The 23,537-nt window shown below is 73.8% G+C and carries 20 protein-coding genes; 15 read left to right on the forward strand and 5 right to left on the reverse strand.

All coding sequences use genetic code 11. The features are described from left to right. Positions 1 to 7: 7 nt before the first annotated feature. Positions 8 to 1,510: a cellulose binding domain-containing protein gene (locus FHR36_RS06195; RefSeq protein ID WP_253794433.1), complete on the reverse strand. Its 1,503-nt coding sequence runs from the start codon at positions 1,508 to 1,510 to the stop codon at positions 8 to 10. 367 nt (positions 1,511 to 1,877) lie between these two features. Here FHR36_RS06195 and FHR36_RS06200 point away from each other — a divergent pair, with 367 nt between their 5' ends. Beyond that, positions 1,878 to 3,362: a S8 family peptidase gene (locus FHR36_RS06200; RefSeq protein WP_253794435.1), complete on the forward strand. Its 1,485-nt coding sequence runs from the start codon at positions 1,878 to 1,880 to the stop codon at positions 3,360 to 3,362. Positions 3,363 to 3,428: 66 nt separating this feature from the next. On the opposite strand, the gene FHR36_RS06205 is transcribed toward FHR36_RS06200, so the two are convergent. Then, the gene (locus FHR36_RS06205; RefSeq protein ID WP_253794437.1) at positions 3,429 to 4,658 is read right to left on the reverse strand and encodes an FAD-dependent monooxygenase; all 1,230 of its coding nucleotides are present in this window, start codon (positions 4,656 to 4,658) and stop codon (positions 3,429 to 3,431) included. A gap of 116 nt (positions 4,659 to 4,774) precedes the next feature. Next, a complete protein-coding gene (locus FHR36_RS06210; protein WP_253794439.1) occupies positions 4,775 to 5,671 on the reverse strand; it encodes a HipA family kinase in 897 nt (298 codons plus the stop codon). A 112-nt stretch (positions 5,672 to 5,783) separates the two neighbouring features. On the opposite strand from FHR36_RS06210, the gene FHR36_RS06215 reads away from it, so the two are divergent. From FHR36_RS06215 to FHR36_RS06255, 9 genes are all read left to right on the forward strand, one after another. Then, positions 5,784 to 6,221, forward strand: coding sequence for an SRPBCC family protein (locus tag FHR36_RS06215; protein ID WP_253794441.1), 438 nt, complete (start codon positions 5,784 to 5,786; stop codon positions 6,219 to 6,221). A gap of 180 nt (positions 6,222 to 6,401) precedes the next feature. Next, positions 6,402 to 7,565, forward strand: coding sequence for a glycosyltransferase (locus FHR36_RS06220; protein ID WP_407660804.1), 1,164 nt, complete (start codon positions 6,402 to 6,404; stop codon positions 7,563 to 7,565). A gap of 338 nt (positions 7,566 to 7,903) precedes the next feature. Further along, positions 7,904 to 9,358 (forward strand): sugar transferase, encoded by a 1,455-nt coding sequence (locus FHR36_RS06225; RefSeq protein ID WP_253794445.1) that lies wholly within the window; start codon positions 7,904 to 7,906, stop codon positions 9,356 to 9,358. 2 nt (positions 9,359 to 9,360) lie between these two features. Continuing rightward, positions 9,361 to 10,692 (forward strand): O-antigen ligase family protein, encoded by a 1,332-nt coding sequence (locus tag FHR36_RS06230; RefSeq protein WP_253794448.1) that lies wholly within the window; start codon positions 9,361 to 9,363, stop codon positions 10,690 to 10,692. Continuing rightward, entirely contained in the window at positions 10,689 to 12,476 is a 1,788-nt protein-coding gene (locus FHR36_RS06235; protein WP_253794449.1) for a lipid II flippase MurJ, read from the forward strand. The genes FHR36_RS06230 and FHR36_RS06235 overlap by 4 nt, the downstream gene beginning before the upstream one ends. Further along, complete coding sequence (locus FHR36_RS06240) at positions 12,466 to 13,257, forward strand: polysaccharide deacetylase family protein (protein ID WP_253794451.1); 792 nt, start codon at positions 12,466 to 12,468, stop codon at positions 13,255 to 13,257. The genes FHR36_RS06235 and FHR36_RS06240 overlap by 11 nt, the downstream gene beginning before the upstream one ends. After that, the gene (locus FHR36_RS06245) at positions 13,254 to 14,414 is read left to right on the forward strand and encodes a glycosyltransferase (protein ID WP_253794453.1); all 1,161 of its coding nucleotides are present in this window, start codon (positions 13,254 to 13,256) and stop codon (positions 14,412 to 14,414) included. The genes FHR36_RS06240 and FHR36_RS06245 overlap by 4 nt, the downstream gene beginning before the upstream one ends. A 34-nt stretch (positions 14,415 to 14,448) precedes the next feature. Continuing rightward, the gene (locus tag FHR36_RS06250) at positions 14,449 to 15,135 is read left to right on the forward strand and encodes a Wzz/FepE/Etk N-terminal domain-containing protein (protein WP_253794455.1); all 687 of its coding nucleotides are present in this window, start codon (positions 14,449 to 14,451) and stop codon (positions 15,133 to 15,135) included. Beyond that, on the forward strand, positions 15,132 to 16,331 hold the full coding sequence (locus FHR36_RS06255) for a GNAT family N-acetyltransferase (protein ID WP_253794456.1): 1,200 nt from the start codon (positions 15,132 to 15,134) through the stop codon (positions 16,329 to 16,331). Before FHR36_RS06250 ends, FHR36_RS06255 begins: the two co-directional genes overlap by 4 nt. Here the strand turns inward: FHR36_RS06255 and FHR36_RS06260 are convergent. Both FHR36_RS06260 and ypfJ read right to left on the reverse strand, forming a co-directional pair. Next, positions 16,308 to 17,396 carry a glycoside hydrolase family 26 protein gene (locus tag FHR36_RS06260; protein WP_253794457.1) on the reverse strand — a complete coding sequence of 363 codons (1,089 nt, stop codon included), beginning with the start codon at positions 17,394 to 17,396 and terminating at the stop codon, positions 16,308 to 16,310. The two genes, FHR36_RS06255 and FHR36_RS06260, sit on opposite strands and share 24 nt — an antisense overlap. Positions 17,397 to 17,541: 145 nt before the next feature. Further along, positions 17,542 to 18,426, reverse strand: coding sequence for a KPN_02809 family neutral zinc metallopeptidase (gene ypfJ, locus FHR36_RS06265; protein ID WP_253794458.1), 885 nt, complete (start codon positions 18,424 to 18,426; stop codon positions 17,542 to 17,544). A 186-nt stretch (positions 18,427 to 18,612) separates the two neighbouring features. On the opposite strand from ypfJ, the gene FHR36_RS06270 reads away from it, so the two are divergent. The 5 genes from FHR36_RS06270 (at position 18,613) to FHR36_RS06290 (ending at position 23,531) form a co-directional block, all read left to right on the forward strand. Beyond that, positions 18,613 to 19,521, forward strand: coding sequence for a PQQ-like beta-propeller repeat protein (locus tag FHR36_RS06270; protein WP_253794459.1), 909 nt, complete (start codon positions 18,613 to 18,615; stop codon positions 19,519 to 19,521). 127 nt (positions 19,522 to 19,648) lie between these two features. Then, positions 19,649 to 21,247: an ABC-F family ATP-binding cassette domain-containing protein gene (locus tag FHR36_RS06275; protein WP_253794460.1), complete on the forward strand. Its 1,599-nt coding sequence runs from the start codon at positions 19,649 to 19,651 to the stop codon at positions 21,245 to 21,247. A 320-nt stretch (positions 21,248 to 21,567) separates the two neighbouring features. After that, on the forward strand, positions 21,568 to 21,801 hold the full coding sequence (locus FHR36_RS06280; protein ID WP_014138756.1) for a helix-turn-helix domain-containing protein: 234 nt from the start codon (positions 21,568 to 21,570) through the stop codon (positions 21,799 to 21,801). 310 nt (positions 21,802 to 22,111) lie between these two features. Further along, positions 22,112 to 22,918 (forward strand): enoyl-CoA hydratase/isomerase family protein, encoded by an 807-nt coding sequence (locus FHR36_RS06285; RefSeq protein ID WP_253794461.1) that lies wholly within the window; start codon positions 22,112 to 22,114, stop codon positions 22,916 to 22,918. 136 nt (positions 22,919 to 23,054) lie between these two features. Next, the gene (locus tag FHR36_RS06290; protein ID WP_253794462.1) at positions 23,055 to 23,531 is read left to right on the forward strand and encodes an Asp23/Gls24 family envelope stress response protein; all 477 of its coding nucleotides are present in this window, start codon (positions 23,055 to 23,057) and stop codon (positions 23,529 to 23,531) included. The last annotated feature ends 6 nt before the right edge of the window (positions 23,532 to 23,537 follow it).

A 23,537-nucleotide genomic window follows, 5' to 3' on the forward strand; every position in this document is an offset into this window, starting at 1 on the left:
CCGTCGATCAGCCCAGACCGGCGAGGTGGTCGCGCAGGCCGGCGCCGAAGGCGGTCGGGGTGCCGTCGTACGAGGTGATCAGCGACGGGCCGGAGCCGCAGTTCCAGGTGTTCCAGGTCCAGCCGAGGTAGGAGATCCGCCGGCTGTCGAGCCAGCTCATCACCTGGTCGATGAAACCGTGGGCGCAGTCACTCTCGCCGATCTCGCCGGCCGCCAGCGGCACCTGGTCCGCCACCGGGGCCACGGTGGAGGCCCAGCAGGAGCTGTTGGCACAGGAGTTGAAGTTGTAGACGTGCCAGGCCGCGCCCAGGTTGCCGGTCGGATCGGTCGGCCGGTGGGCGAGCCATTGGCCGAGGTCGTTGGAGTAGGCGATGCCGCCGAGCAGGACGACGTTCCGCGCGCCGGTGGCCCGGACGGTGTCGAGCAGGGTCTGCATGCCGCTCACCCGGTACCCGATGCCCGGGCAGTTCCCGTCCCGCCAGCACAGCCAGGCCTGGGCGGTGGAGGACTCCGAGCGGTCCGGGTAGGGCTCGTTGAAGAGGTCGAGGACCACGGCGGGGTCGGCCTTGAAGGTGTCGGCGACCGAGGTCCAGAACGGCACCGCCTCGGCGCCCGGCATCGGCTTCTGGCAGGTGGCGGCGAGGCCGGCGCAGCCCGCCGAGTTGCCGGTGTACTGGCCGCGGCTCCAGTGCAGTTCGACGATCGGGGTGAGCCCGCCGGTGCGCAGCGCGTCCACCCAGGTCTTGATCGCCGTGCGATAGTTGGCGCCGGCGTAGGCGGGGTTGACGTCGGACTGGCCGAGCCAGCAGTCCTCGTTGAGGGGGACGCGGACGGCGTTGACGCCCTTCCAGCTCTTGATGGCGGCGATGGCGGCGGCGTCGGTGGGGCCGTCGAAGAAACCGTGGCCCTGGACGCACATGAACTCGGTGCCCGACCGGTTGACCCCGTGCAGGGTGACGCGCGAACCGGCGTCGTCCACCAGGGAGTTGCCGGACACGCGCAGGGCCGGTGCGGAGCCGGCCGGCGGCGGGGTGGTGGTGGCCGTGGGGGAGGGCGACGGCGACGGGGAGGGGGACGGGGAGGGTGCGGGGGCGCCGGTGCAGGGGGTGCCGTTGACGGTGAAGGCGGTGGGGGCGGTGTTGGTGCCGGTGTAGGCGAAGTTGGCGCCGGCACCGACCGATCCGCCGGGGGCGATGGTGGCGTTGTAGGCGGCGTTGGTGACGGTGACGTTCCTGCCGGACTGGGTCCAGGTGCCGTTCCAGCCGGTGCCGGAGAGGGTCTGGTTGCCGGTGTAGGCGTAGCCGAGGGTCCAGCCGTTGATCGGCGTGGTGCCCTTGTTGCTGATCGCCACGTTGGCGGTGAAGCCGCTGCCCCAGTCGTTGACGCCGTAGTCGACCGTGCAGGCGACGGAGGCGGCCGAGGCGCCCGATGCGGCGGTCAGCGAGAGGGTTGCGGCGGCGGTGGCGGCGAGTGCCGCGCCGAGCGCCAGGGCGGTGGTGCGGACGGACATGTCCCGCTCCTAGGGGTGGCAGTAGTGGGCGCGCTCCCACAGGCCCGCCCCGAACCATAGTCAGCGTCAAGGGAGTTGCCAACACCGTGTGCTGCACGATCTCTTGACAGCCTCTCGCCTGCTGCCGATATTTGGGAGCGCTCCCACACTTTCGGCCCCCATTCGCAAGAAGGCCTTCGACAGCTGACGATCCGTCACTCCGACCCGGGTGCCCGGTCCGACCGACAGCGGACCGGGCATCCGACCATGTGTCCGAAGTGTGTGCGTACCCCTTGCGGGTGACAACGATCGTTCACTAGCGTCCCACCCACTCATGTGTTCCCGTCACCACGGGTACGCACCACGAGACTCGGGAGGGCCAACCCCTATGAGAGTTCCTCGGATACGTCGGGCCCGGCTCGGCGCGGCGGTCATCGCCCTGGCCACGACCGGCGCCCTCGCGCTGCCGGTCGCCACCGCGGCGGCCGCCACGGAGAGCGCCTCGGCATCCGGGCCGCTGCTCAGCTACATCGTGAACACCAGGGCCAACCACGGGCAGGTGCAGAAGGCCGAGCGGGAGATCGCGGCGGCCGGCGGCACCGTGGTCGTCTCGTACGAGCAGATCGGCGTGGTGATCGCCCGCTCCGCCGACACCTCCTTCGCGGCCAAGCTGCGCCAGTCCAAGACCATCGAGTCGGTCGGCGCCAGCCGCACCAAGGGCATCGAGGCCGCGGACGTGGAGGCCACCGTCGAGGCGACCGTCCCCACCGCCGCGCCCACCGACGGCAGCGAGCCGCTCTGGGCCAACCAGTGGGACATGAAGCAGATCGGCGTGGACCAGGCCCACACCAAGACCCTCGGCAGCCGCGACGTGGTGGTCGGCGTGCTGGACTCCGGCATCGACGCCACCCACGAGGACCTCGCGCCCAACGTGGACGCCTCGCTCTCGGCCTCCTGCCTCAGCGGCAAGCCGGACACCAGCTGGAACTCCTGGCAGCCCACCACCAGCGACCACGGCACCCACGTGGCCGGCACCATCGCCGCCGCCAAGAACGGCAAGGGCATGGTCGGCATCGCGCCGAACGTCCGCCTCGCCGCGGTCAAGGTCGTCGACGACGGCGGGTTCATCTACCCCGAGTACGCCATCTGCGGCTTCGTCTGGGCCGGTGAGCACCACTTCAAGGTGACCAACAACAGCTACTACATCGACCCGTGGCTGTTCAACTGCCAGAACGACCCCGACCAGGCCGCCGTGATGACCGGTGTCCGCCGGGCGGTCGAGTTCTCCCGGCGCGGCGGCGTGCTCAACGTCGCGGCCGCGGGCAACGAGAACTACGACCTCGCCCACAAGACCACCGACGTCAGCAGCCCCGACGACACCACCCCGGCGCCGCGCCCGGTCGACGACAACTGCCTGTCGCTGCCGACCGAGCTCCCCGGCGTCGTGGTCACCACCTCGGTGGGCGTGAAGGGCGACAAGTCCTACTACTCCAGCTACGGCCTGGACAAGGCGACCGTGGCCGCCCCCGGCGGCGACGCCCGCTACCAGCTGCCGGACACCCCGGACAAGAACGGCCGCGTGCTGTCCACCATCCCGGGCAACAAGTACGGCTACAAGCAGGGCACGTCGATGGCCTCGCCGCACACCACCGGCGTGGTCGCCCTGCTCGCCTCCACCCACCCGTGGGCCGGTCCGGACGAGCTGCGCTGGATGCTGACCCACCAGGCCGACGAGCACGCCTGCCCGTCGACCTACGACCCGAGCGGTGACGGTGCCTGGAAGGCGACCTGCGAAGGCAGCGCCGACAACAACGGCTTCTACGGAGCCGGCATCATCAACGCCAACAAGGCCGCCGACTGGTGGCGGATCTAGCAATATCGGTTTCCCACGGGCGCGCGGGGGTTCGGTCCCCCGCGCGCCCTCGGCATGGGTGGTCGGTCAGGCGCTCGGGCCGGCCGCGGCCGGGCCCCGCATCGCCTGCCCGCCGATCCCGCCGACGCCGCCGGCGGCGGCCCACCACTCGTCCACCGCCCGCTGGTCCATCGACGTCCACTCCGGGGTCCGCTGGACCTGGGCCAGGCCGAGGCTGCGCCCGAGCTCCAGGATGGCCCGGCCGACCGGGGCCCGCTCCGCGTCGTACGCGCGCAGCGCGGTGTCGGGATCGGGGGAGGCGGTCAGCGCCCGCTCCAGCACGGCGGCGTCCTGCAGCGCCTTGATCGCGCCGCTGCCGGTGTGCGGCCGGGCGATCGAGGCGGCGTCGCCGACCAGCACCAGCCGGTCCTTGGCGAAGTGCGGGGCCGCGATGTCGTACATCGGCTGGACGAACCGGTTCGCCTCCGGCGTGCGGGCGATCACCTCCTGCCAGAACGGCGGGAAGTGCTGCTCCACCACGGAGAGTTGGTACGCCTGGAGCTCCGCTCCGGTGGACCGCGAGGGCGTGGCGGTCGGGTCCTCGAACCGGGTGTCGGACCCGGCCGGCGGAGTGGCGTAGAAGACCCAGTTGACCTCGATGCCGGTGGCGCCGGGGATCCGGTAGACGATCATGTGCCCGCCGGGGAACGCCACCGTGGTCGCGTCCGGGACGGGGAACGCCTCGGCCGGCTCCGGCAGCAGCTCGACCGGCAGGGTGCCGCGCCAGGCGAGGTAGCCGCCGTAGCGGGCCCGAGCCTCCGGCGCCATCGCGGCCCGCACCAGCGAGCGGTAGCCGTCCGCGCCGACCACCAGGTCGAAGCGCTCCTCGCCGCCGCCTGCCGGCCTGAGCGTCACTCCGTCCGGTTCGGGGAGGACCTCGGCGACGCCGGCGCCGGTGCGGTAGTCCACTCCGTCCGGGATCCGCCCGCGCAGCTCCCGCCAGAGCGAGCCCCAGCCGTACGAGCGGAACGGGAACGGCAGCACCCCGATGACCCGCCCGGCGCGTTCGGTCCCCGACCTCACCACCCACGGGCGGCGGGCCAGTTGGACCCACGGCATGGCGGCGTCCAGATAGCCGGCCGCCTCCAGTTCGGCATAGCGGTCGTTGTGCAGCGCCAGGCCCACGCCCCGGTCCTGCAGGCGGCCGGCGGCCCGCTCGAACACCACCACCTCGTCCGCACCGGCCCGCCACGCCGCCAGTGCGGCCGCGCACCCGGCAATGCTTCCGCCGACGACGGCGACTCTTCCCCCGCGCACCGGACTCCCCCTCCGATCAACGGCAACCCGAACGAGTATTGGGCATCCGGGCGGGCGCGCCAAGCACGCCTCACTCCGGCGGACTACCGGCTGACTACCGACGGACCATCGGCGGACTACTCGCCGACGTGGCGGCTCCAGTCCGACTCCACGGGCGCCAGGCCCGCCCGGTTGGGGACCTGCTTGAGCCACGCCGGCCGGGCCGCCAGCGTGGCGGCCGCCCGGCGCTCCTCCGCGGCCCGCAGCTCCTCCGGGCTGGCGAAGCAGGTCGGCAGCCACGCCCGCGACTCGGCCGCGCGCGCCGCCAGATGCGCCACGTACGCCTCGCGGACCGCGGCCACCGAGTCGAAGCCGGGCTCGTCCGCCAGCCACGCGTCGGGGACCAGCGCCACCACCTCGCGCAGCAGTTCGGCGGTCACCCGGGGTGCCAGTTCCGCGTCGGCGGTGGTCACGTCGGGCCGGTAGGAGCCGAGCGCGTGCCCGCTGAGGTCGTACGCCTTCAACAGCGAGGCGTGGGCGCCGGACCAGCGGTGGTGGAAGATCAGCCCGGCGCCGTTGTCGATCAGCCAGAGCCGGCCGTGCCAGACCATCAGGTTGGGGTTGTGGACGGTCCGGTCCACGTTGCCGGTGAGCGCGTCCAGCCAGACGATCCGGCCGGCCTCGGCCGGGGAGACGTCGATCATCTCCGGGCGGAAGTCGCGCGCCCCGGGCAGCAAATCCATGCCGAGGTTGACCCCGGCGCTGGAGTGGAGCAGGTCCTGGATCTCCTGGTCCGGCTCGTGCGAGGCGACCGCCGGGTCGAACCGCACCAGCACCAGCGGGGGCACCCGCAGTCCCAGCCGGCGGGCCAGCTCGCCGACGATCACCTCGGCGACCAGGGCCTTCAGTCCCTGCGCGGCGCCGGTGAACTTCACCACGTAGGTGCCGAGATCGTCCGTCTCCACCACGCCGGGCACCGAGCCACCGGCCCGCAGCGGGTCGACGTAGCGGACGGCGGTCACCTCTTCGAGCATCCGGCCACCATAACCCGGCCCCCGGTTTGGCGGCGCCCGTCAGCGGTGGTTGGCTTGTCCCGATCACCGACGCGCGCAGCACGCAGCGGGCACACAGCGAGGAGAGTCACCGATGGGCAAGGTGTACGCCACCACCGAGCGGGTCTACCAGGCGGCCCCCGCGCGGGTCTACGAGGCGCTGGCCGACTACACCGGGACGCGGCCGAAAATCCTGCCCGCGCAGTACAGCGAGTACGAGGTGAAGGCGGGCGGCAGCGGGGCCGGGACCCAGGTGCACTGGAAGCTCCAGGCGACCGAGAAGCGGGTGCGGGACTGCCTGTTCACCGTCACCGCGCCGAGCCCCGAGCAGCTGGTGGAGACCGACGCCAACTCCTCCATGGTGGTCACCTGGACGGTCTCCGCGGTCGGCGAGAGCCAGTCCAAGGTCACGGTCGAGGCCACCTGGACCGGCGCCGGCGGGATCGGCGGCTTCTTCGAGCGGACGTTCGCGCCGAAGGGGCTGAACCGGATCCACGACCAGGTGCTCGCGAATCTTGCGGGTCAGCTGTAGTTGCGACTCAGGGGCGCGAGGAACTGCGCGAACGGCCGGCGCTCCACCTGAGTGCATGGTCGGGCGCGCAGTTCCTCGCGCCCCTGTTGGTCCTTCCCCGTACGAGTGAGTGGATTCGCCGGGACGGGTGAACGGGGGCCGCTCGGAGCTGTCGCGGAACCTAGAGTCCGGCGGATGCAGATGACGATCCTTCACGTGTCCCAGCCCGTCGACGGTGGGGTCGCCCGGGTGGTGGTGGACCTGGTCCGGGGTCAGCGCGCGGCGGGCCGGCGGGTGCTGGTGGCGTGTCCTCCGGGCGGTCGGCTGGGGGCGGAGGCGGCGGCCGTCGGTGCCCGGGTACTGGACTGGCCCGCCGAGCGGTCGCCCGGGCCGTCGACCGCCGCCGAGGCGTGGCGGCTGCGCCGGATCGTCCGCGGCGCGGCCCCGGACGTCCTCCATCTGCACAGTGCCAAGGCGGGCCTGGCGGGCCGGCTCGCCGCCCGGGGTTCGGTGCCCACGGTCTTCCAGCCGCACGCGTGGTCGTTCGCGGCGGTCGAGGGCCGGCTGGCGGCGGCGACGCTGCGGTGGGAGCGGTACGCGACGCGGTGGGCGGGGCGGGTGCTGTGCGTGAGCGCCCAGGAGCGGGCGGACGGTGAGGCGGCCGGGCTGCGCGCGGACTGGCGGGTGGTCCCGAACGGCGTGGACGTCCGCCACTTCGCCCCGGCGGACTCGGTGGCCCGGCGGCACGCCCGGATGGCGCTGGGCCTCGACCAGGCGGCGCCGCTGGCGGTCTGTGTCGGCCGGCTGTGCCGGCAGAAGGGCCAGGACGTGTTGCTGGAGGCGTGGCCGGAGGTGGCCCGCCGGGTGCCGGCGGCGCGGCTGGTGCTGGTGGGCGGCGGTCCGGACGCGCTGGCGGTGGCGGAGCGGGTGCGGGCGCTGCCGGAGCCGTCCCGGGTGCGGCTGGCCGGGGACGTGCCCGATCCGCGGCCGTGGCTGGCGGCGGCGGACCTGGTGGTGCTGCCGTCGCGCTGGGAGGGGATGGCGCTGGCGCCGCTGGAGGCGATGGCGGTGGCGCGGCCGGTGCTGCTGTCGGACGTGCCGGGTGCGCGGGAGTGCCTGCCGCCGGAGCAGCGGGGGACGGCGCTGGTGGCGCCGGAGGACCCGGCCGCGCTGGCGGCCCGGATGGCCGAGGCGCTGGCGGACCGGATCGAGTGCGAACGGCGGGGTGTGGCCGCACGCGAACACGTGACGGAACATCACGACATCCGTGGGGTGATTCGGCAGGTCGAGGGCGTGTACCGGGAACTGGTGGGGCCCGCGGCGGTGCCGGCGGGCCGCCGTCACCGTGTCCCCGAGAGGTCCTGATCGTTTGTCAGGCAGGAACGCTCGCCGGTGAAGGCGCGGCCATATTTCCGAATGTCTGATTAATGGGCGGGTGGAATGAAATGGCAAGTCAACTTCTCGTACGCGTGCCAGCGTTCGGTAATGTCTGATTTTGCCTGCTTCGCTCCCATTTTGAAACGAATGGCCGATCGCCGCCCCACGGCAGCAGGTGTCTACCTGGACCGCGTCCACCGGGTCGGGGTCGCCGTGCCGGTGCCTGTCGTCCGGATCCGGCTGTCCCGCCACGGCGGGTACACAGCAGGGGAGTTCGTGCGCTGATGACCATTGACCACGAGAGTGTGCCGAGGCCGGGCAGACCCGTGTCGGGCCCCGTGCGCCGGATCGCCACCCTGGACCGGCCGACCGGCGCACCGTCCGTCCGCCCGTCCACCGGCCTCGGCCGCCACCGCCGGCGGCTGCACTCCGGGCTCGCCCTGCCGGCCGGCCTGGTGGCGGTGGACGTCTCGGCGGCCGCCGGGGCGGCGGCGCTCACCGCGGCCTCCGGCAGCCACCCGCTGGCCGGCGCGGCGGTGCTGCTCCCGGCGCTGCTCCCGCTCAACCTGGCCGGCGGCCTCTACCGCAGCCGGCTCACCCTCTCCGCGCTCGACGAGTTCCCCGCGCTGGTCGCCCGCGCCGTCGTCGCCACCGCCTGCGTGGTCACCGTGGGCGCCTGCCTGGACGGCGGCTGGCGGGCGTTCGGCCCGGCCACCCCGCTGCGGCTGGCCGCCCTGCTCGGCGCCCTGGTGCTGTTTGCCGCCACCGGCCGGGCGTTCGCGTACCGGCTGGCCCGCAAGGTCCGCCGGCGCCGGCCGCGCCCGGTCCTGGTGCTCGGCGCCGGCCACCTGGGCCAGCGGATCGCTTCGGTGCTCAGCGAGCGCGCCGAGTACGGCATGAGCCCGGTCGGCTTCCTGGACTCCGACCCCGTGCTGCTCCCGCCGGACAACCGGCTCCCGGTGCTCGGCGGCCGGGAGGCCCTGCACAAGGTGATCCGCCGTCACCGCATCCACCACGTGGTCGCCACCGAGGGCGCCGCCGACGAGGCGGAGACCACCGCCTCGCTGCGGCTGGCCGCCCGGCTCGGCTGCCAGGTCTGGCTGGTCCCGGCGCTGCGCGAGTACGGCTCGGTGGGCCGCTTCCCGGCCGACCACCTCTACGGCTTCCCCTGCCTGCGGCTGAACCGCCCGGCGATGCGCCGCCCCGCGTGGACCGGCAAGCGGCTGCTCGACATCGCCGCCGCCGGCCTCGGCCTGGTCGCCCTCTCCCCGGTGCTGGCCGCCTGCGCCCTCGCGGTCCGCTTCGACACCGGTCCGGGCGTGCTGTTCCGCCAGCAGCGCACCGGCCTGGACGGCAAGGTGTTCACCGTCCTCAAGTTCCGCACCCTGCGGCCCAGCAACGAGCACGAGTCGGCCACCCGCTGGAACATCTCGCACGACCACCGGATGGGCGCGGTCGGCCGGCTGCTGCGCAAGACCTCGCTGGACGAGCTGCCCCAGCTGTGGAACGTCCTGCGCGGCGACATGAGCCTGGTCGGCCCGCGCCCCGAACGGCCGTACTTCGTGATGCGGTTCGGCCAGGCGTACCCCGAGTACGCCGACCGCCACCGCGTCCCGGTCGGGCTCACCGGCCTCGCCCAGGTCAACGGCCTGCGCGGGGACACCTCGATCGAGGACCGGGCCCGCTTCGACAACCGCTACATCGAGAGCTGGAGCCTCTGGCAGGACACCAAGATCCTGCTGCGGACCGCCGCCCTGATGCTCCACCCGGACGGGAGCTGACGGTGTCCCTGACCCTTGCCCGGCCCCAGCGGCCGACCTCGCTGCGCCGCCTCGCCGCGATAGTCCCGGCCCGGCCCAGCCTGCTGGCGGCCGCCACGGTGCTGCTGGTCTGCGTCCCCACCGGCGAGAAGGACGTCACCGCGGCCGTCCACGTCACCGCGGCCGACGTCGCGTCGATGGCGCTGGTCGCGCTCATCGCCCTGGACGCGCTGCGCGGGCGGATCCCGGCGCTGCACCCGGCCGCCGCCCTGCTGTTCGGCGGGGTGGTGGTGGCCGCCGGCGCCGCCACCGTCGGCTCGATCGACCCGGCCGCCAGCCTGACCGGCTTCGTCCGGCTCACCCAGGTGTTCGTCCTGGTGCCGGCCGCCGTGCTGTGCGCCGTCCGGGACCGCTTCGACCAGCGGCTGGTGCTCGGCTCCTTCGTCGCCGCCGCCCTGGTCCAGGGCGTGGTCGGCGCCCACCAGTACCTGACCGGGACGGGCGCCTCGTACACCGGCCGGCCGATCCGCGCCGTCGGCACCTTCGGCGCGCTCGACATCATGGCGATGTCCACCGTGGTCGCGTACGGGCTGCTCGCCGCCCTGGCGCTGGCCCTCGCCGAGCGGCGCCCCGGCGGCAGCTGGCGGCTGCGGATCGCGATGTACGCCAGTGCCGCGTTCCTGACCTTCCCGCTCGCGGTCTCCTTCAGCCGCGGCAGCTGGATCGCCACCGCGGTCGCCGCCACCGTGCTGCTGCTGCGCGCCGACGCCCGGCTCGCCGTCCGCGGCGCGGTGGTCGGCGCGGCCGCCGCCGTGGTCCTGGTCGGCGGCTTCGGCCTCGGCGGCGACGGGGTCACCGCCCGGCTCAGCTCGATCGGCTCGGTCTCCGCCGCGCCCGACCAGTCGGTCTCCGACCGCTACGACCTGTGGGCCACCGCCGGCCGGATCTGGCAGGACCACCCGGTCACCGGCGCCGGGCCGAAGGCCTTCCAGCAACTGCGCGACAGCCACGCCCCGTTGCGGCTGTCCTCCGGCAGCGACGCGGAGGACTCCACCATCGGCTTCCAGCGCGAGCCGCTGCTCTCCCCGCACAACATGTACTTCCTGGTCCTGAGCGAGCAGGGGCTGGTCGGGGTGGTCGCCTACCTGGCACTGTTCCTCGCGCTGCTGATCGGCTGCCTGCGCCGCGCCACCGGCGCCGGCCTGGCCGCGCTCGCCCTGCTCGCCTGGGTGCTGGTCGACTTCCTGTACGCCGACATCGGCGGGACCACCACCGTGCTCACCTCGGTGGTCCTCGGCCTCGCCGCCCGCGCCGCCCTTCCGGACCCCGACTCCACCGGAGCGTACGGCGCATGACCACCGACCAGTCCGTGGCCGAGCTGCCGGCCGCCCGGCGGGGGAGCGCGGCCGAGGCCGCCCCCCGCCGGGGCTTCCTCGCCAAGGCCTTCGGCGTCACCGCGCTGCTCAGCGCCGCCGGCTCCGCGCTCGGCCTGCTCCGCGACCTGCTGCTGGCCCGCTACTTCGGCGCCAACCAGGGCACCGACGCCTTCCTGGTCGCCTGGACCGTCCCGGAGACCGCCGCGCCGCTGCTGATCGAGGACGCGATGGCGTTCCTGATGGTCCCGGCCTTCAGCCTGGCCCTGGTGCTGCGCGAGGAGCGGCCGCACGGACCCGACCCGGTACGGCAGCTGGTCAGATCCACCCTGCCCTGGCTGCTGCTCGCCCTGTGCACCCTCTCGGCCGCCGCCGCACTCGGCGCCCCCCAGCTGGTCGACGTGCTCGCGCCCGGCCTCGCCGACCCGCAGCTGGCCGTCACCTGCACCCGGATCACCGCCATCACCATCCTGCCGTTCGGCGTGGTCGGGTACCTGACCTCCGCGCTGCGCGCCCACCACGGCTTCACCGCCCCCGCCACCATCTACGTGGCGTACAACCTCGGCATCCTCGGCCTGCTGCTCACCTGCCACCGGCTGTGGGGCGTCAGGTCGGCCGCGCTCGGCGTGGCCTTCGGCAGCCTGCTGATGGCCTCGGTGCTGATCGTGCCGTTCATCGCCCGGCTGCGCGCGGGCCGGCGCCGCCGGGCCCGCGGCCGGTCCGCCGCCCGCAGCCTGGTGCTGATCCCGCTGGCGATGCTCCCGGTGGCCGCGTTCACCCTGACCCGGCAGGCCCAGGTCTTCATCGAGCGCTACCTCGGCTCGGGCCTGCCGCCCGGCACCATCTCGCACCTCAACTACGCCGCCAAGGTCTCCCAGCTCGCCATGACCTCGGCCATCCTGATCGTCACGGTGACCTTCCCGGTGGTCGCCCGCGCGCTGGCCGCCGGCGACCTGACCGCGGCCCGCGACCGGGTGGAGAAGGACCTCGGCCAGGCGTCCGCCGTGGTGCTGGTCGGCACCGCCTTCCTGATGGCCTGCGCCCCGTCCGTGGTGGCGCTGCTCTTCGAGCGCGGCGCCTTCGGCGCGCACGACACCGCCGCCACCGCCGCGGTGATCCGGATCTACAGCTTCGGACTGCCCGCCCAGGCGCTGGTCGGCGTGATGGTCCGGCCGTACTTCTCGGTCCGCCCGGTGGTGCGCCGCGCGGACGCCCCCCGGACCGACAGCGGCCCCCGGCTGCTCGACTGGTTCCCGGTGGCCGCGATGGGCCTCGGCCTGCTGGTCACCGTCGGGGTCGGCCTTGCCGCCACCCCCCGGTTCGGCGCCCTGGGCCTGGCGGCCGGCAACGCGGCCGGTATCACCACCACCGCGGTGCTGCTGCTGCGCGGGCTGCTGCTGCGCGGGATCGCGCTGCGGATGCGGCCGGTCCTCGGCGGCCAGGCCCGGCTGCTGGCCGCCGCGCTGGGTGCCGCCGCGCTCGGCGCGCCCGTCGCCGCGCGCGCCGCCGACCCGCTGGCCGCCACCCTGCTCGGCGGTCTCACCGTGATCGTCGTCTTCGCCGGCCTCGGCACCCTGCTCGGTGCCGCCGAGGTCCGCGGCCCGGTCCTCGCGCTGGCCCGGGCCGTCAGCCCGCCCGCCCCGGCCCGTCCGACCGCGCGCGGCCGGCACCGCCTGCCCTCCCCGGCGCCGGCCGAGCCCGCCGCGCCGCCGTCCGCCGACCCGGCCCCTCGAAAGGCTGAAGGGACGCTGCCCCATGGACGCTGATCTCCTCCGTCTGCCGGTGCAGGCCGCAGGGTCCTGGCCGGCGCCCTGGATCCTGATGTACCACTCGGTCGCCGACGAGGAGGAGGACCCGTACCTGCTCACTGTCAGCCCGGACCGGTTCGCCGAGCAGATGGCGTTCCTGCACCGCAGCGGCCGGCGCGGGGTGAGCGTCCGGGAGCTGCTGGCCGCCCGCGCCGAGGGCACCGACGGACGGCTGGTCGGCCTCACCTTCGACGACGGCTACGCCGACTTCGCCCGGCACGCCGTCCCGGTCCTGCGCGAGTTCGGCTTCACCGCGACCGCGTACGTGGTGCCCGACCTGCTCGGCACCGAGAACGGCTGGGACGTCGAAGGCCCGCGCAAGAAGCTGCTCATCGTCGACCAGGTCACCCGACTCGCCTCGGCCGGCTGGGAGATCGGCTCGCACGGGCTCGGCCACCGAGCGCTCCCCGGGCTGCCCGCCGACGCGCTCGCCGAGCAGACCCGGGAGAGCCGCCGAGCCCTGGAGGAGCTGGTCGGCGGACCGGTCACCGGCTTCTGCTATCCGTACGGCGCGGTCGACCTGCCCGCCGGCCTGGCGGTCCGGGACGCCGGCTACGACTACGCCTGCGCCATCCAGCACTCCCCGCTGACCGGCCGCTTCGCCCTGCCGCGCTGCTACGTCGGCGACCGCGACGGCGCCTGGCGGCTGCGGGCCAAGCACGGCCGCCACCGCTGGCGCGACGCCCTCACCGGGCTGCGCAACGGCGCGCCGAGCGGCCCGTACGGGGGCCTGCGGTGAGGATCCTGCACATCGTCACCGGCCTGGCGGCCGGCGGCGCCGAACGCCAACTCCTGTTGATGCTGCGGCACCTGCCGCCCGGCTACGACTGCGAGGTGGCGACCCTGACCAATCCGGGCACGGTCGCCGTCGCGCTGCGCGCCGAGGGCTTCACCGTCCACGACCTCGGCATGCGCGGCAACCGTGACCTCGGGGTGCTGCCCCGGCTCATCCGGCTGGTCCGCGCGGGCCGCTACGACCTGGTGCACACGCATCTCTACCGGGCCGGGCTGTACGGGCGGCTGGCCGCCCGGCTGGCCGGCGTCCGGGCGGTGCTGGCCACCGAGCACTCGCTGCAGGCCGGGGTGATCGAGGGCCGGCCGACCACCCGGGGCGTCCGCGTGCTCTACCTGGCGGCCGAGCGGCTGGGCTCGGCCACCGTCGCCGTCTCCGGCCAGGTCGCCGGCGTGCTGGCCGACTGGGGCGTGCCCGCCGACCGCGTCCACCTGCTGCCCAACGGCATCGAGGCCGCCCGGTACGCCCGGCCGGCCGGCGAGCGGGCCGCCGTCCGCGACCGCCTGCGGGACGAACTCGGGCTGCCCCGGGCGGCGTTCGTGGTCGGCGGGGTGGGCCGGCTGGTGCCCGGCAAGCGCTTCGCCGTCCTGCTCGACGCGCTGGCCGAAACCCGCCCGGCGGGCCGGCCCGAGGCCCGGCTGCTGCTGGTCGGCGCCGGACCCGAGCGCCCCGTCCTGGAGCGGCAGGCCGAACGCCTCGGGTTGGCCGACCGGGTGCACTTCACCGGCGAGCGCGACGACGTGCCCGAACTCCTCACCGCCATGGACGTGCTGGCCTCGCCTTCGGCCGAGGAGACCTTCGGCCTGGCGGTCCTGGAGGGCCTGGCCGCCGGCCTGCCGGTGCTGCACTCGGCCTGCCCCGCGCTGGACGACCTGCCGCCCGCCGCCGCGCCCGGCGCCCTGGCCCTGCCCTCGGACGCCGCCGCCTACGCCGCCGCCCTCGCCGCCCTCGCCGACCGCCGTACCGCAGTGCTGCCCCGGCCGCCGGCCGTCGCCCACTACGACATCGCCCGGATCGCCGCCGAACTCGCCACCCTCTACGACCGCCTGGGGCCCGCGCCGCCCCGCCGGCGGGCCGACCGCCGTTCCACCGTCCGGGCCTGACCACCCCACCCCTCTAGATCCCACGGAGCCCGCCATGTCCGAATCCCGCCGAAGCGCCAGCGCGCTGGTCCGTCGCTGGTGGCCGCTGGCCCTCGCCGTCCCGCTGGGCGCCGCGGCCGGGGCCGGCTACGCGCTCGTCTCGCATCCCTCCTACGCCGCCAACTCCTATGTCGTGGTGGTCGCGGAGCAGCAGGGCGAGGGCGCCACCGCGGTCAACTTCGCCCAGGCGTACGGCCGGCTGGCCGGCCAACCGCAGGTGCTCGCGGCGGCGGCCGCCGAGACCGGGCACTCGGTCGCCACGCTCTCCGACACCGTCCGCGGCACCACCTCGCCGGACGCCCCGATGATCGAGATCACCGGCACCGGCCGCCGCCCCGCCGACGCGGTGAAGTCCGCCGACGCGGTCGCCAAGTCGCTGATCGCCTTCGCCAACACCAGCAGCAAGGAGACCGGCGTCCGCCTGGTGGCCCTGGCCGACGCGGCCGAGCCGGACGGTCCGTCCTCGCCCTCCGCCGCGCTCGACACCGCCGTCGGCGGTGCGGCCGGGGTGCTGGTGGGCACGCTGGTCATGCTGACCCGCCGCCGGCCGGGCGCCGCGACCGGGTCGGCGGGCACCGCCGCGTCCGCGGAGGCCGAGCCGGCGGCCGCCGCCGAGCCCGCGACCACCCCCCGCCCGCGCGCCGACTTCGAGCCGAAGAAGCCCGCCGGGAGCAACCGATGAGAGCGGCCACCCGGTCCGGCCGGCGCACCGCCCCGGCCGCCGCGGTCCCGGCCGTCCCCGGTTCGGCCGTCCCCGTCCCGCAGGGCGGCTCCTGGACCTTCGAGGTGCTCCGGGACGACCGGGCGCTGGACCGGCACACCGAGGAGTGGGACGGCCTGTTCGCCCGCTGCCGGACGGCCACCACCTTCCAGTCCGCGGGCTGGCTGTGCTCCTGGTGGCGCCAGTACGGCCGGCCCGGCGGCCTGGTCCTGGTGCTGGTCCGCCGCGACGGCGCGCTGGTCGGGGCGGCGGCGCTGATGCGGCGCGGACCGTTCGGCGGCCTGACCAACCTGGGCGCCGGCCTGGTCGACTTCACCGACGTCCTGCTCGACGACGAGTGCGCCGACCGGGCGGCCGCCGAGCTGGCCGCCGCCCTGCCGGTGCGCCGCCCCTGGCACAGCCTGGAGCTGCGCGAGGTCCGCCCCGAGGCGGCCCTCCAGCGGGTCTGGGCCGCCTGGCCGGGCCGGCGGTACCGGTTCGCCGACTCGCTCTGCCAGTACCTGCCGGCCGTGCCGATGGAGGAACTGCTCAAGCGGCTGCCCGGCAAGACCGCCCAGCGCAGCCGGGTGAAGCAGCGCAAGATCGCCGAGTCCGGCGTGGTGGTCCGCTCCACCGCCCCCGAGGAGGTGCCGGAGACGATCCGCGCGCTGCTGGGCCTGCACATCCTGCAGTGGCAGGAGCGCGGGGTCACCCCCGAGCACCGCACCGAGCGCTTCGCGGACCACCTGATCGAGTCCACCACCGCGCTGGTGGCGAGCCGCCGGGCCGCCCTGCACCGCTTCTTTCTGGACGGCGACCTGGTCGCGGTCAACCTGCTGCTGCTCTGCCCGGCGTTCGGCGGCCTCTACATGTACGGCGCCCACCCGCGGCTGCGCGAGCGGCTGGACATCGCCGGGCTGCTGTTCGGCGTGGCGCTGGACGAGGTCCGCGACGCCGGCATCCCGGTGCTCAGCCTGCTGCGCGGCCAGGAGCCGTACAAGCAGCGCTGGCGGCCGGACCAACTGCCCAACCAGCGCCTGGTCCTCGGCCCGCGCGGCTTCGCGCCGCTCGCCGCCGTCCGGGCCCTGCGGGTCCGGCTGCGCGGCGCCGCGGTGCACCAGCTGCGCACCCGGCTGCCCGGCCTCAAGCAGGCGCTAGCGGCCCGCCGGCTGCGGTGAGGGCGCCGGCGCCGGCGCGGGGACGGCGCCGGCCGAGCCGGACATCAGCTGCCGGAAGACCGCCGCCGAGCGGGGGTTGCGGTCGCACTGCCAGAAGCCGTGCGGACAGTAGTCGGTGACGGTCTGGTAGGCGGTGTCGTGGGTGCGCATCCACTCCACCATCCGCCGGACGAACTCCGGGTTGTCGCCGTTGCGGAACAGCCCCCACTCCGGGTACGAGACCGGCTTGCCGCGCTTGGCGGCGAACTCGACCTGGTCCTCCAGCCCGTACGGCTCGGAGACGTAGCTGTCGAAGGTGCCGCCGGCCGGCTGGTCGTAGCTGTCCATGCCGATGATGTCGACCACGTCGTCACCGGGGTAGCAGCGGGTCCACGGGATGGCGTCCAGGCCGCGGTTGGGGGTGAAGTCGAAGGAGAAGCGCTGGCCCGGCACCGAGCGCATCACGGTGACGATCCGCCGCCAGTACGCCTTCCAGGCGGTCGGGTCGGGCTTGCAGCGCGAGGTGTAGGTGACTCCGTTCATCTCCCAGCCGAGGGTGATGACGGTGTCCCCGCCGCCGAGCGCCACCAGTTTGTGCGCCAGCTTCAGGAAGTGCTGGTCGAACTCGCCCCTGGTGCCGCGGGCCAGCAGTCTGGCCACCTCGGCGTCCGGCAGGTTGCCCTCGTTGGGGACCAGCATCGGCACGCCGAGCACGAGCTTGCGCGAGCTGTCCGCCTGCCGCCACTGCGACCACAGGCCGAGCACCACCGGCTCGCCCTCGACGTCCTGCCAGCTGTTGCCCGCCAGGTAGGTGTGCCCGACCTGCATGTTGGCGTTGCCCAGCCAGTTCGCCATCCGGGCGATGTTGGGGATGTAGGTGTCCCAGGAGCCGACGAACGCGCCGAACGGCGTCTCGTGCCGGGACCGCTGCACCACCGGGCGGGGCGCCGCCCCGCGCGGCTGGATGGCGTCCGAGGAGAGCGCGGCGTGGCGCTCGGTCTGGCTCAGCGGCGAGCCGGACGGCACGCTCGCGGTCGTCACCAGCAGCAGTGCGGCGGCGGCCAGGGTCAGGCGGCCGATGCGCATGGGCTCTCCGTACGGGGCTTCGGAACTTCCTGAAAATGGACGTATCCGACAGTAAGTCAACAAGACGTCAGAAAAGCCTCATGTCACCCTAACGTGGCAGGTCGCACGGGTGACCGCCGGCCGCGGCCCGGCGCCGTTCCCGGCCTCAGTCGAAGGTGTCGCACTGCGCCATGTCACCGGTCCGGTAGCCGGTGGTGAACCACTGCGCCCGCTGCGCGGACGAGCCGTGCGTCCACGTCTCCGGGTTGGTGCGGCCGGTGGCGCGCTGCTGGATCCGGTCGTCGCCGACCGACTGGGCGGCGTCCAGCGCCCGGGCGATGTCCTGGTCGGTCAGCTGCGTGATCAGCGGCCGCCCGGTGGACGCCTGCGGGGTGGTGGTCGCGTGGTGCGTCCACACCCCCGCGTAGCAGTCGGCCTGCAGCTCCAGGCGGACCGCGGCGCTGTCCGCGCCCTGCCGGTCGTTGCCGACCTTCGCCATGGTGCCGGTCAGGTTCTGGACGTGGTGCCCGTACTCGTGCGCCACCACGTACGCCTCCGCGAACGGGCCGCCCTGCGCGCCGAGCCGTCCGGTCAGCTCGTCGAAGAAGCCCAGGTCGAAGTAGGCCCGGCGGTCCGCCGGGCAGTAGAACGGGCCGACCGCCGAACTGGCCGTGCCGCACGCGGTCGACACCTGGTCGTCGAACAGCACCGTCGACGCCGGCGCGTACTGGCCCTGCCGCCGGGCGAACTCGGCCTGCCAGAAGCTCTGCAGGCTGTTGACGGTGGCCAGGATCCGGCAGTCCTGCCGCCGCTCGGCGTCCGCCCCGGTCCGGCACGCCGCCTGCAACTGGGCCGGGCTGGTGGCCCGACCCACCGGCGCCACCGCGCCGTCCGAGACGCCGAACAGCGCCGGATCCACCCCGAACACCACCGCCACCAGCACCGTGAGGAGGCCGACCACGCCGCCACCGACCGTCAGTCGCCCGCCCGGCAGACCGCGCCGGTCCTGCACCTGGGAGGCGTCCAGCGGGGCGTCGTCGTCAAACCGCATCCTGTATCACCTCTGTAACAGTCCGTCCAGCGCGCGCAGTGGCACACTAACGGCGGCCGCAGGTCACCGCCCGTCGACAACCGCAGGTGAACGGCGCTCCCGTCAGCGCGCCGTCAACGTCCCGCAGGCTCCGCCCGGCAACGCGTCAAGCTGACCCGACACCCGATCGGGCGGTACGCTCCGCCCGTGTCCTCCAACCCGCTGCGAAGCCTCAGCCCCCGATCGGTGCTCCCTGCCCTGGCCGTGCTGCTCGTCCTCGGAGCGGGTGCCGCCGCGCACGCCAACCGGCCGGTGCCGTTCGGCGACCGGGTGGTCGACCCGGGCGGCGCGGACGCCAGCCCGGTGGGTGCGCAGTCGCTGGACGCCGGCGCGCTGGAGTTCAAGGTCGGCCCCGGCCTGGAGGCCTACGACCGCGGCACCGGCCAGCACCTGTGGTCCTACCGCCGCGAGGGCGCGACCGCGCTGCACACCGCCATGGTCGGCGAGAACGCCGTGGTGGTCTGGGACGACGGCATGGTCACCTCGGTCCACCCCAGTGACCACTCGGTCCGCTGGCACCGCTCGGTGCCCGGCCTGGCCGACTGGCTGCGGGCCGACGGCGAGCCCGGCGCGGCCGACCGGACCGACACCCAGAAGCGGGACACCGCGCTGAAGCGGGCCGCGGCCGCGCTCCAGCCCGGGATCGAGGAGGAGCCCTGGGTGGCGGTGGTCACACCGTCGCTGACCATGGGGTTCCGCGAGCGCGACGGCGACCTGCGGTTCAACTCGCGACCCGCCACCGGCTGCAGCTACGACCCGCTGCGCGCCGTGCACACCGCCAACGCCATGCTCGTGCCGCGCACCTGCACCGGCACCACCGGCGCCAGCCACCCCCTGCCCGGCGGCATCAGCGGCTTCCAGCTCAGCGGCCACGGCTGGCAGCTCAACGCCGGCCCGGACGTCCAGCTGCGCCAGATCGACGCCCACCGCGTCTCCATCGAGGACGGCCCGATCATCGGCAGCCGCGTCTTCGACACGACCGAGGGGTCGCCGGAGACCGCCTGCGGCAGTCCTGCGGAGCCCTTCGCGGCCGTCTCCCCGACCTGCTCCAAGTAGGGCGAACCGACAGGGCGGGCGGTGCGCCCGGCGGCGTTCCCCCTCCTCGAAAATTGCGTTTGCCGGGGTCACGTAGACTGGTCCGGATGGCTGTGTGCCATGACCACCGCTAGGAGTGACCCCAGCCATGATTTCCGCGAACGCCCTGGAGCTGCGCGCCGGCGCCCGCGTCCTGATCGAGTCCGCCACCTTCCGTGTCGCCCCGGGCGACCGCATCGGCCTGGTCGGCCGCAACGGTGCCGGCAAGACCACCCTGACCAAGGTGCTGGCCGGCGAGGGCCTCCCGGCTGGCGGCACCGTCACCAACTCCGGCCAGGTCGGCTACCTGCCCCAGGACCCCCGTACCGGTGACCTGGACGTGCTCGCCCGTGACCGCATCCTCTCCGCCCGCGGCCTCGACACCGTGCTGAAGAAGATGCGCGAGAACGAGGAGCGGATGGCCACCGGCAAGGGCTCCACCCGCGACAACGCGATGAAGAAGTACGCCCGGCTGGAGACCGAGTTCCTGACCAAGGGCGGGTACGCGGCCGAGGCGGAGGCGGCGACCATCGCGGCGGCGCTCGGCCTGCCGGACCGCATCCTGACCCAGCCGCTGCACACCCTGTCCGGCGGTCAGCGCCGCCGGGTGGAGCTGGCGCGGATCCTGTTCTCGGACGCGGACATCCTGCTGCTGGACGAGCCGACCAACCACCTGGACGCCGACTCGATCGTCTGGCTGCGCGACTTCCTGAAGACGTACAAGGGTGGCTTCATCGTCATCTCGCACGACATCGACCTGGTCGAGACGGTCGTCAACAAGGTCTTCTACCTGGACGCCAACCGCTCCTGCATCGACGTCTACAACATGGGCTGGAAGCAGTACCAGCAGCAGCGCGAGGACGACGAGAAGCGCCGCAAGCGCGAGCGCGCCAACGCGGAGAAGAAGGCGGCCACCCTCAACGCGCAGGCCGACAAGATGCGCGCCAAGGCGACCAAGACCGTCGCCGCGCAGAACATGGCCCGCCGCGCCGAGAAGCTGCTGTCCGGCCTGGAGCAGGTCCGGGCCTCCGACAAGGTCGCCAAGCTGCGCTTCCCGGACCCGGCCCCGTGCGGCAAGACGCCGCTGACGGCGGAGGACCTGTCGAAGTCGTACGGCTCGCTGGAGATCTTCGCCGGGGTGGACCTGGCGATCGACCGCGGCTCCAAGGTGGTCGTGCTGGGCCTGAACGGCGCCGGCAAGACGACGCTGCTGCGGATGCTGGCGGGCGTGGAGCAGCCGGACACCGGCGAGGTGATCCCGGGCCACGGCCTGAAGATCGGCTACTACGCGCAGGAGCACGAGACGCTGGATCCGGACCGCACGGTCCTGGAGAACATGCGCTCCTCGGCGCCCGACACCGACCTGGTGCAGATCCGGAAGATCCTGGGCTCGTTCCTGTTCTCCGGTGACGACGTGGACAAGCCGGCCGGGGTGCTCTCGGGTGGCGAGAAGACCCGTCTGGCGCTGGCCACCCTGGTGGTCTCCAGTGCCAATGTGCTGCTGCTGGACGAGCCGACCAACAACCTCGACCCGGCCAGCCGCGAGGAGATCCTCTCCGCGCTGCGGTCGTTCACCGGCGCGGTGGTGCTGGTGACCCACGACGAGGGGGCGGTCGACGCCCTCCAGCCGGAGCGGATCATCCTGCTGCCGGACGGCGTGGAGGACCTGTGGAGCCCGGCCTACCACGACCTGGTGGCGCTGGCCTGACGGTCGGGTAGACGCCTGATCGGCTCTTCTGCGCAGAAAATCTCATCCTCCCGGCGCTGTCGGGAATGCAAGGGTCCCGGATTCCGTTTGGCCGGGGCCCTCTGCTGTTTGGGTTCGGACGGTCCGGGCTGATCAGCTATTTCTCCCGGGGGCGCACATGCGCCGGGGGGCGCGTGCACCGAGTGTGAGCGCCCTTGTGCGGAGCGGGTACCACCGCCGGACTGCGCTTTCCCGGGATTGACCTTGTCGAATGGGTGGCCAGGAGCCTGGCAATGGGTGATCATGGGAATCTGACCGATCACCTCTACGAGGAGGCACGGGTGGCTGAGACTCTGAAAAAGGGCAGCCGGGTGACAGGTGCCGCGCGTGAGAAGCTCGCGGCGGACCTCAAGAAGAAGTACGACTCCGGGGCGAGCATTCGCGCACTGGCGGAGGAGACGGGTCGTTCCTACGGCTTCGTGCACCGCATGCTGAGCGAGTCCGGCGTGAACCTCCGCGGGCGCGGCGGGGCGACGCGGGGCAAGGGCAAGGCGGCTGCCGCCGCAGGTTCCTGACGGTTCATCACTCCTCCGGTGGTTCGGTCTGCGTGCGGTCGCAGCCGGTCCGATCCGGTCCGGTGCGTGCCGTCCCGTTCGGGGCGGGCGTCCACTCTTCGCTCCACCCTGTTTCGACGCACCAGACGATTCGGCGGCCGGGTTCTCCCGGGCCGCCGATCGTCTTTTCCGCACCTTGTCGGTCGTCGTTTCCGTGCGGCGCCGAAGGGTGTCTCGAAGGGCGGCGCACGGCGGTGAAGGGGGCTGTGCGGGCGTCGAACGGTTTGTTACTCTCCAGTAGCTCTGTCGCTACCCGCTGGAGGTACCCGCCATGACCGTCCCCGCCACCGACGCCGACCGGAAGCTGTGGGAGGAGGCCGGCGTCCGGCTCGACCTGGACGGCGAGCTCGCCACGGTCACGCTCTGCAACCCCAAGCGGCGCAACGCCCAGAGCCCCGCGATGTGGCGGGCACTGGCGGCGATCGGCCGCACGCTGGACGGCACCGTCCGGGTGGTGCTGCTCCGGGCGGAGGGGGTCTCCTTCTCGGCGGGCCTCGACCGGGCGATGTTCACCCCCGAGGGCATCCCCGGCGAGCGGACCTTCATGGAGCTCGCCGCCGCCGCCGACCAGGAGCTCGACGCCGCCATCGCCGAGTACCAGGAGGCCTTCACCTGGTGGCGCCGGCCCGACGTGGTCTCCATCGCCGCCGTCCAGGGCCACGCGGTCGGCGCCGGCTTCCAGCTGGCCCTCGGCTGCGACCTGCGGGTGGTCGCCGAGGACGTCCAGTTCGCCATGAAGGAGACCTCGCTCGGCCTGGTCCCGGACCTGGCCGGCACCAAGCCGCTCATCGAACTGGTCGGCTACGCACGGGCGTTGGAGATCTGCGCGACCGGCCGCTGGGTCGGTGCCGAGGAGTCGGTGGCCACCGGCCTGGCCAATCTGTCCGTCCCGGTCGAGGAGCTGGAGGGCGCTGCCCGCGACCTTGCCGCCGCCCTGCTCGCCGCCCCGCGCAACGCGGTGATCGAGACCAAGGCGCTGCTCCAGGGGGCCGGCGGCCGCTCGTACGACGAGCAGCGCTCCGCCGAGCGCCAGGCGCAGGCGCGCCGCCTGCGCGACCTGGCCGGGATCGGCGACTGAGGTTCCGGCGGACGACGCCCCGGGCGCCCCGTGCAGGGGGTGCCCGGGGCGTCTTTCGGCGCGCGGAGCGGGTGGCGGAATGTCAGAGTTGGGCTGATTTGCGATATAGCTGGACCTGACACCAGGGAGACCCGCGATGACGCAGCCCCCGACCCCCGCCGACCTCCAGAAGGCCATCGCCGCGCACGACGACGAGGCCGCCCCCGCGGCCGAACGCGGCCGCACCGCGCTGGCCGTCGGCGTGGTGGAGAAGATCGCAGGCATGGCGGCCCGCGAGGTGTCCGGCATCCATGCCCTGGGTTCCGGCTTCACCCGTACCTTCGGTGCGATGCGCGACCGCGTCCCCGGCACCAAGGGCAGCGTCGGCCGGGGCATCAAGGCCGAGGTCGGCGAGCGGCAGACCGCGATCGACATCGCCCTGGTGGTCGAGTACGGCGTGGTCATCCCCCGGCTCGCCGTCGAGGTACGGGAGAACATCATCGCGGCGGTCGAGCGGATGACCGGCCTCGAGGTCGTCGAGGTGAACATCGCCGTCAACGACGTCCACCTGCCCAACGAGCCGGAGGAGGAAGAGGAGGTCGAGACCTCCGGCCGACGGGCTCGGGTGCAGTGACAGCGG

It is taken from the genome of Kitasatospora cinereorecta (genome assembly GCF_024172095.1).
Classification (GTDB): Bacteria; Actinomycetota; Actinomycetes; order Streptomycetales; family Streptomycetaceae; genus Kitasatospora; species Kitasatospora cinereorecta.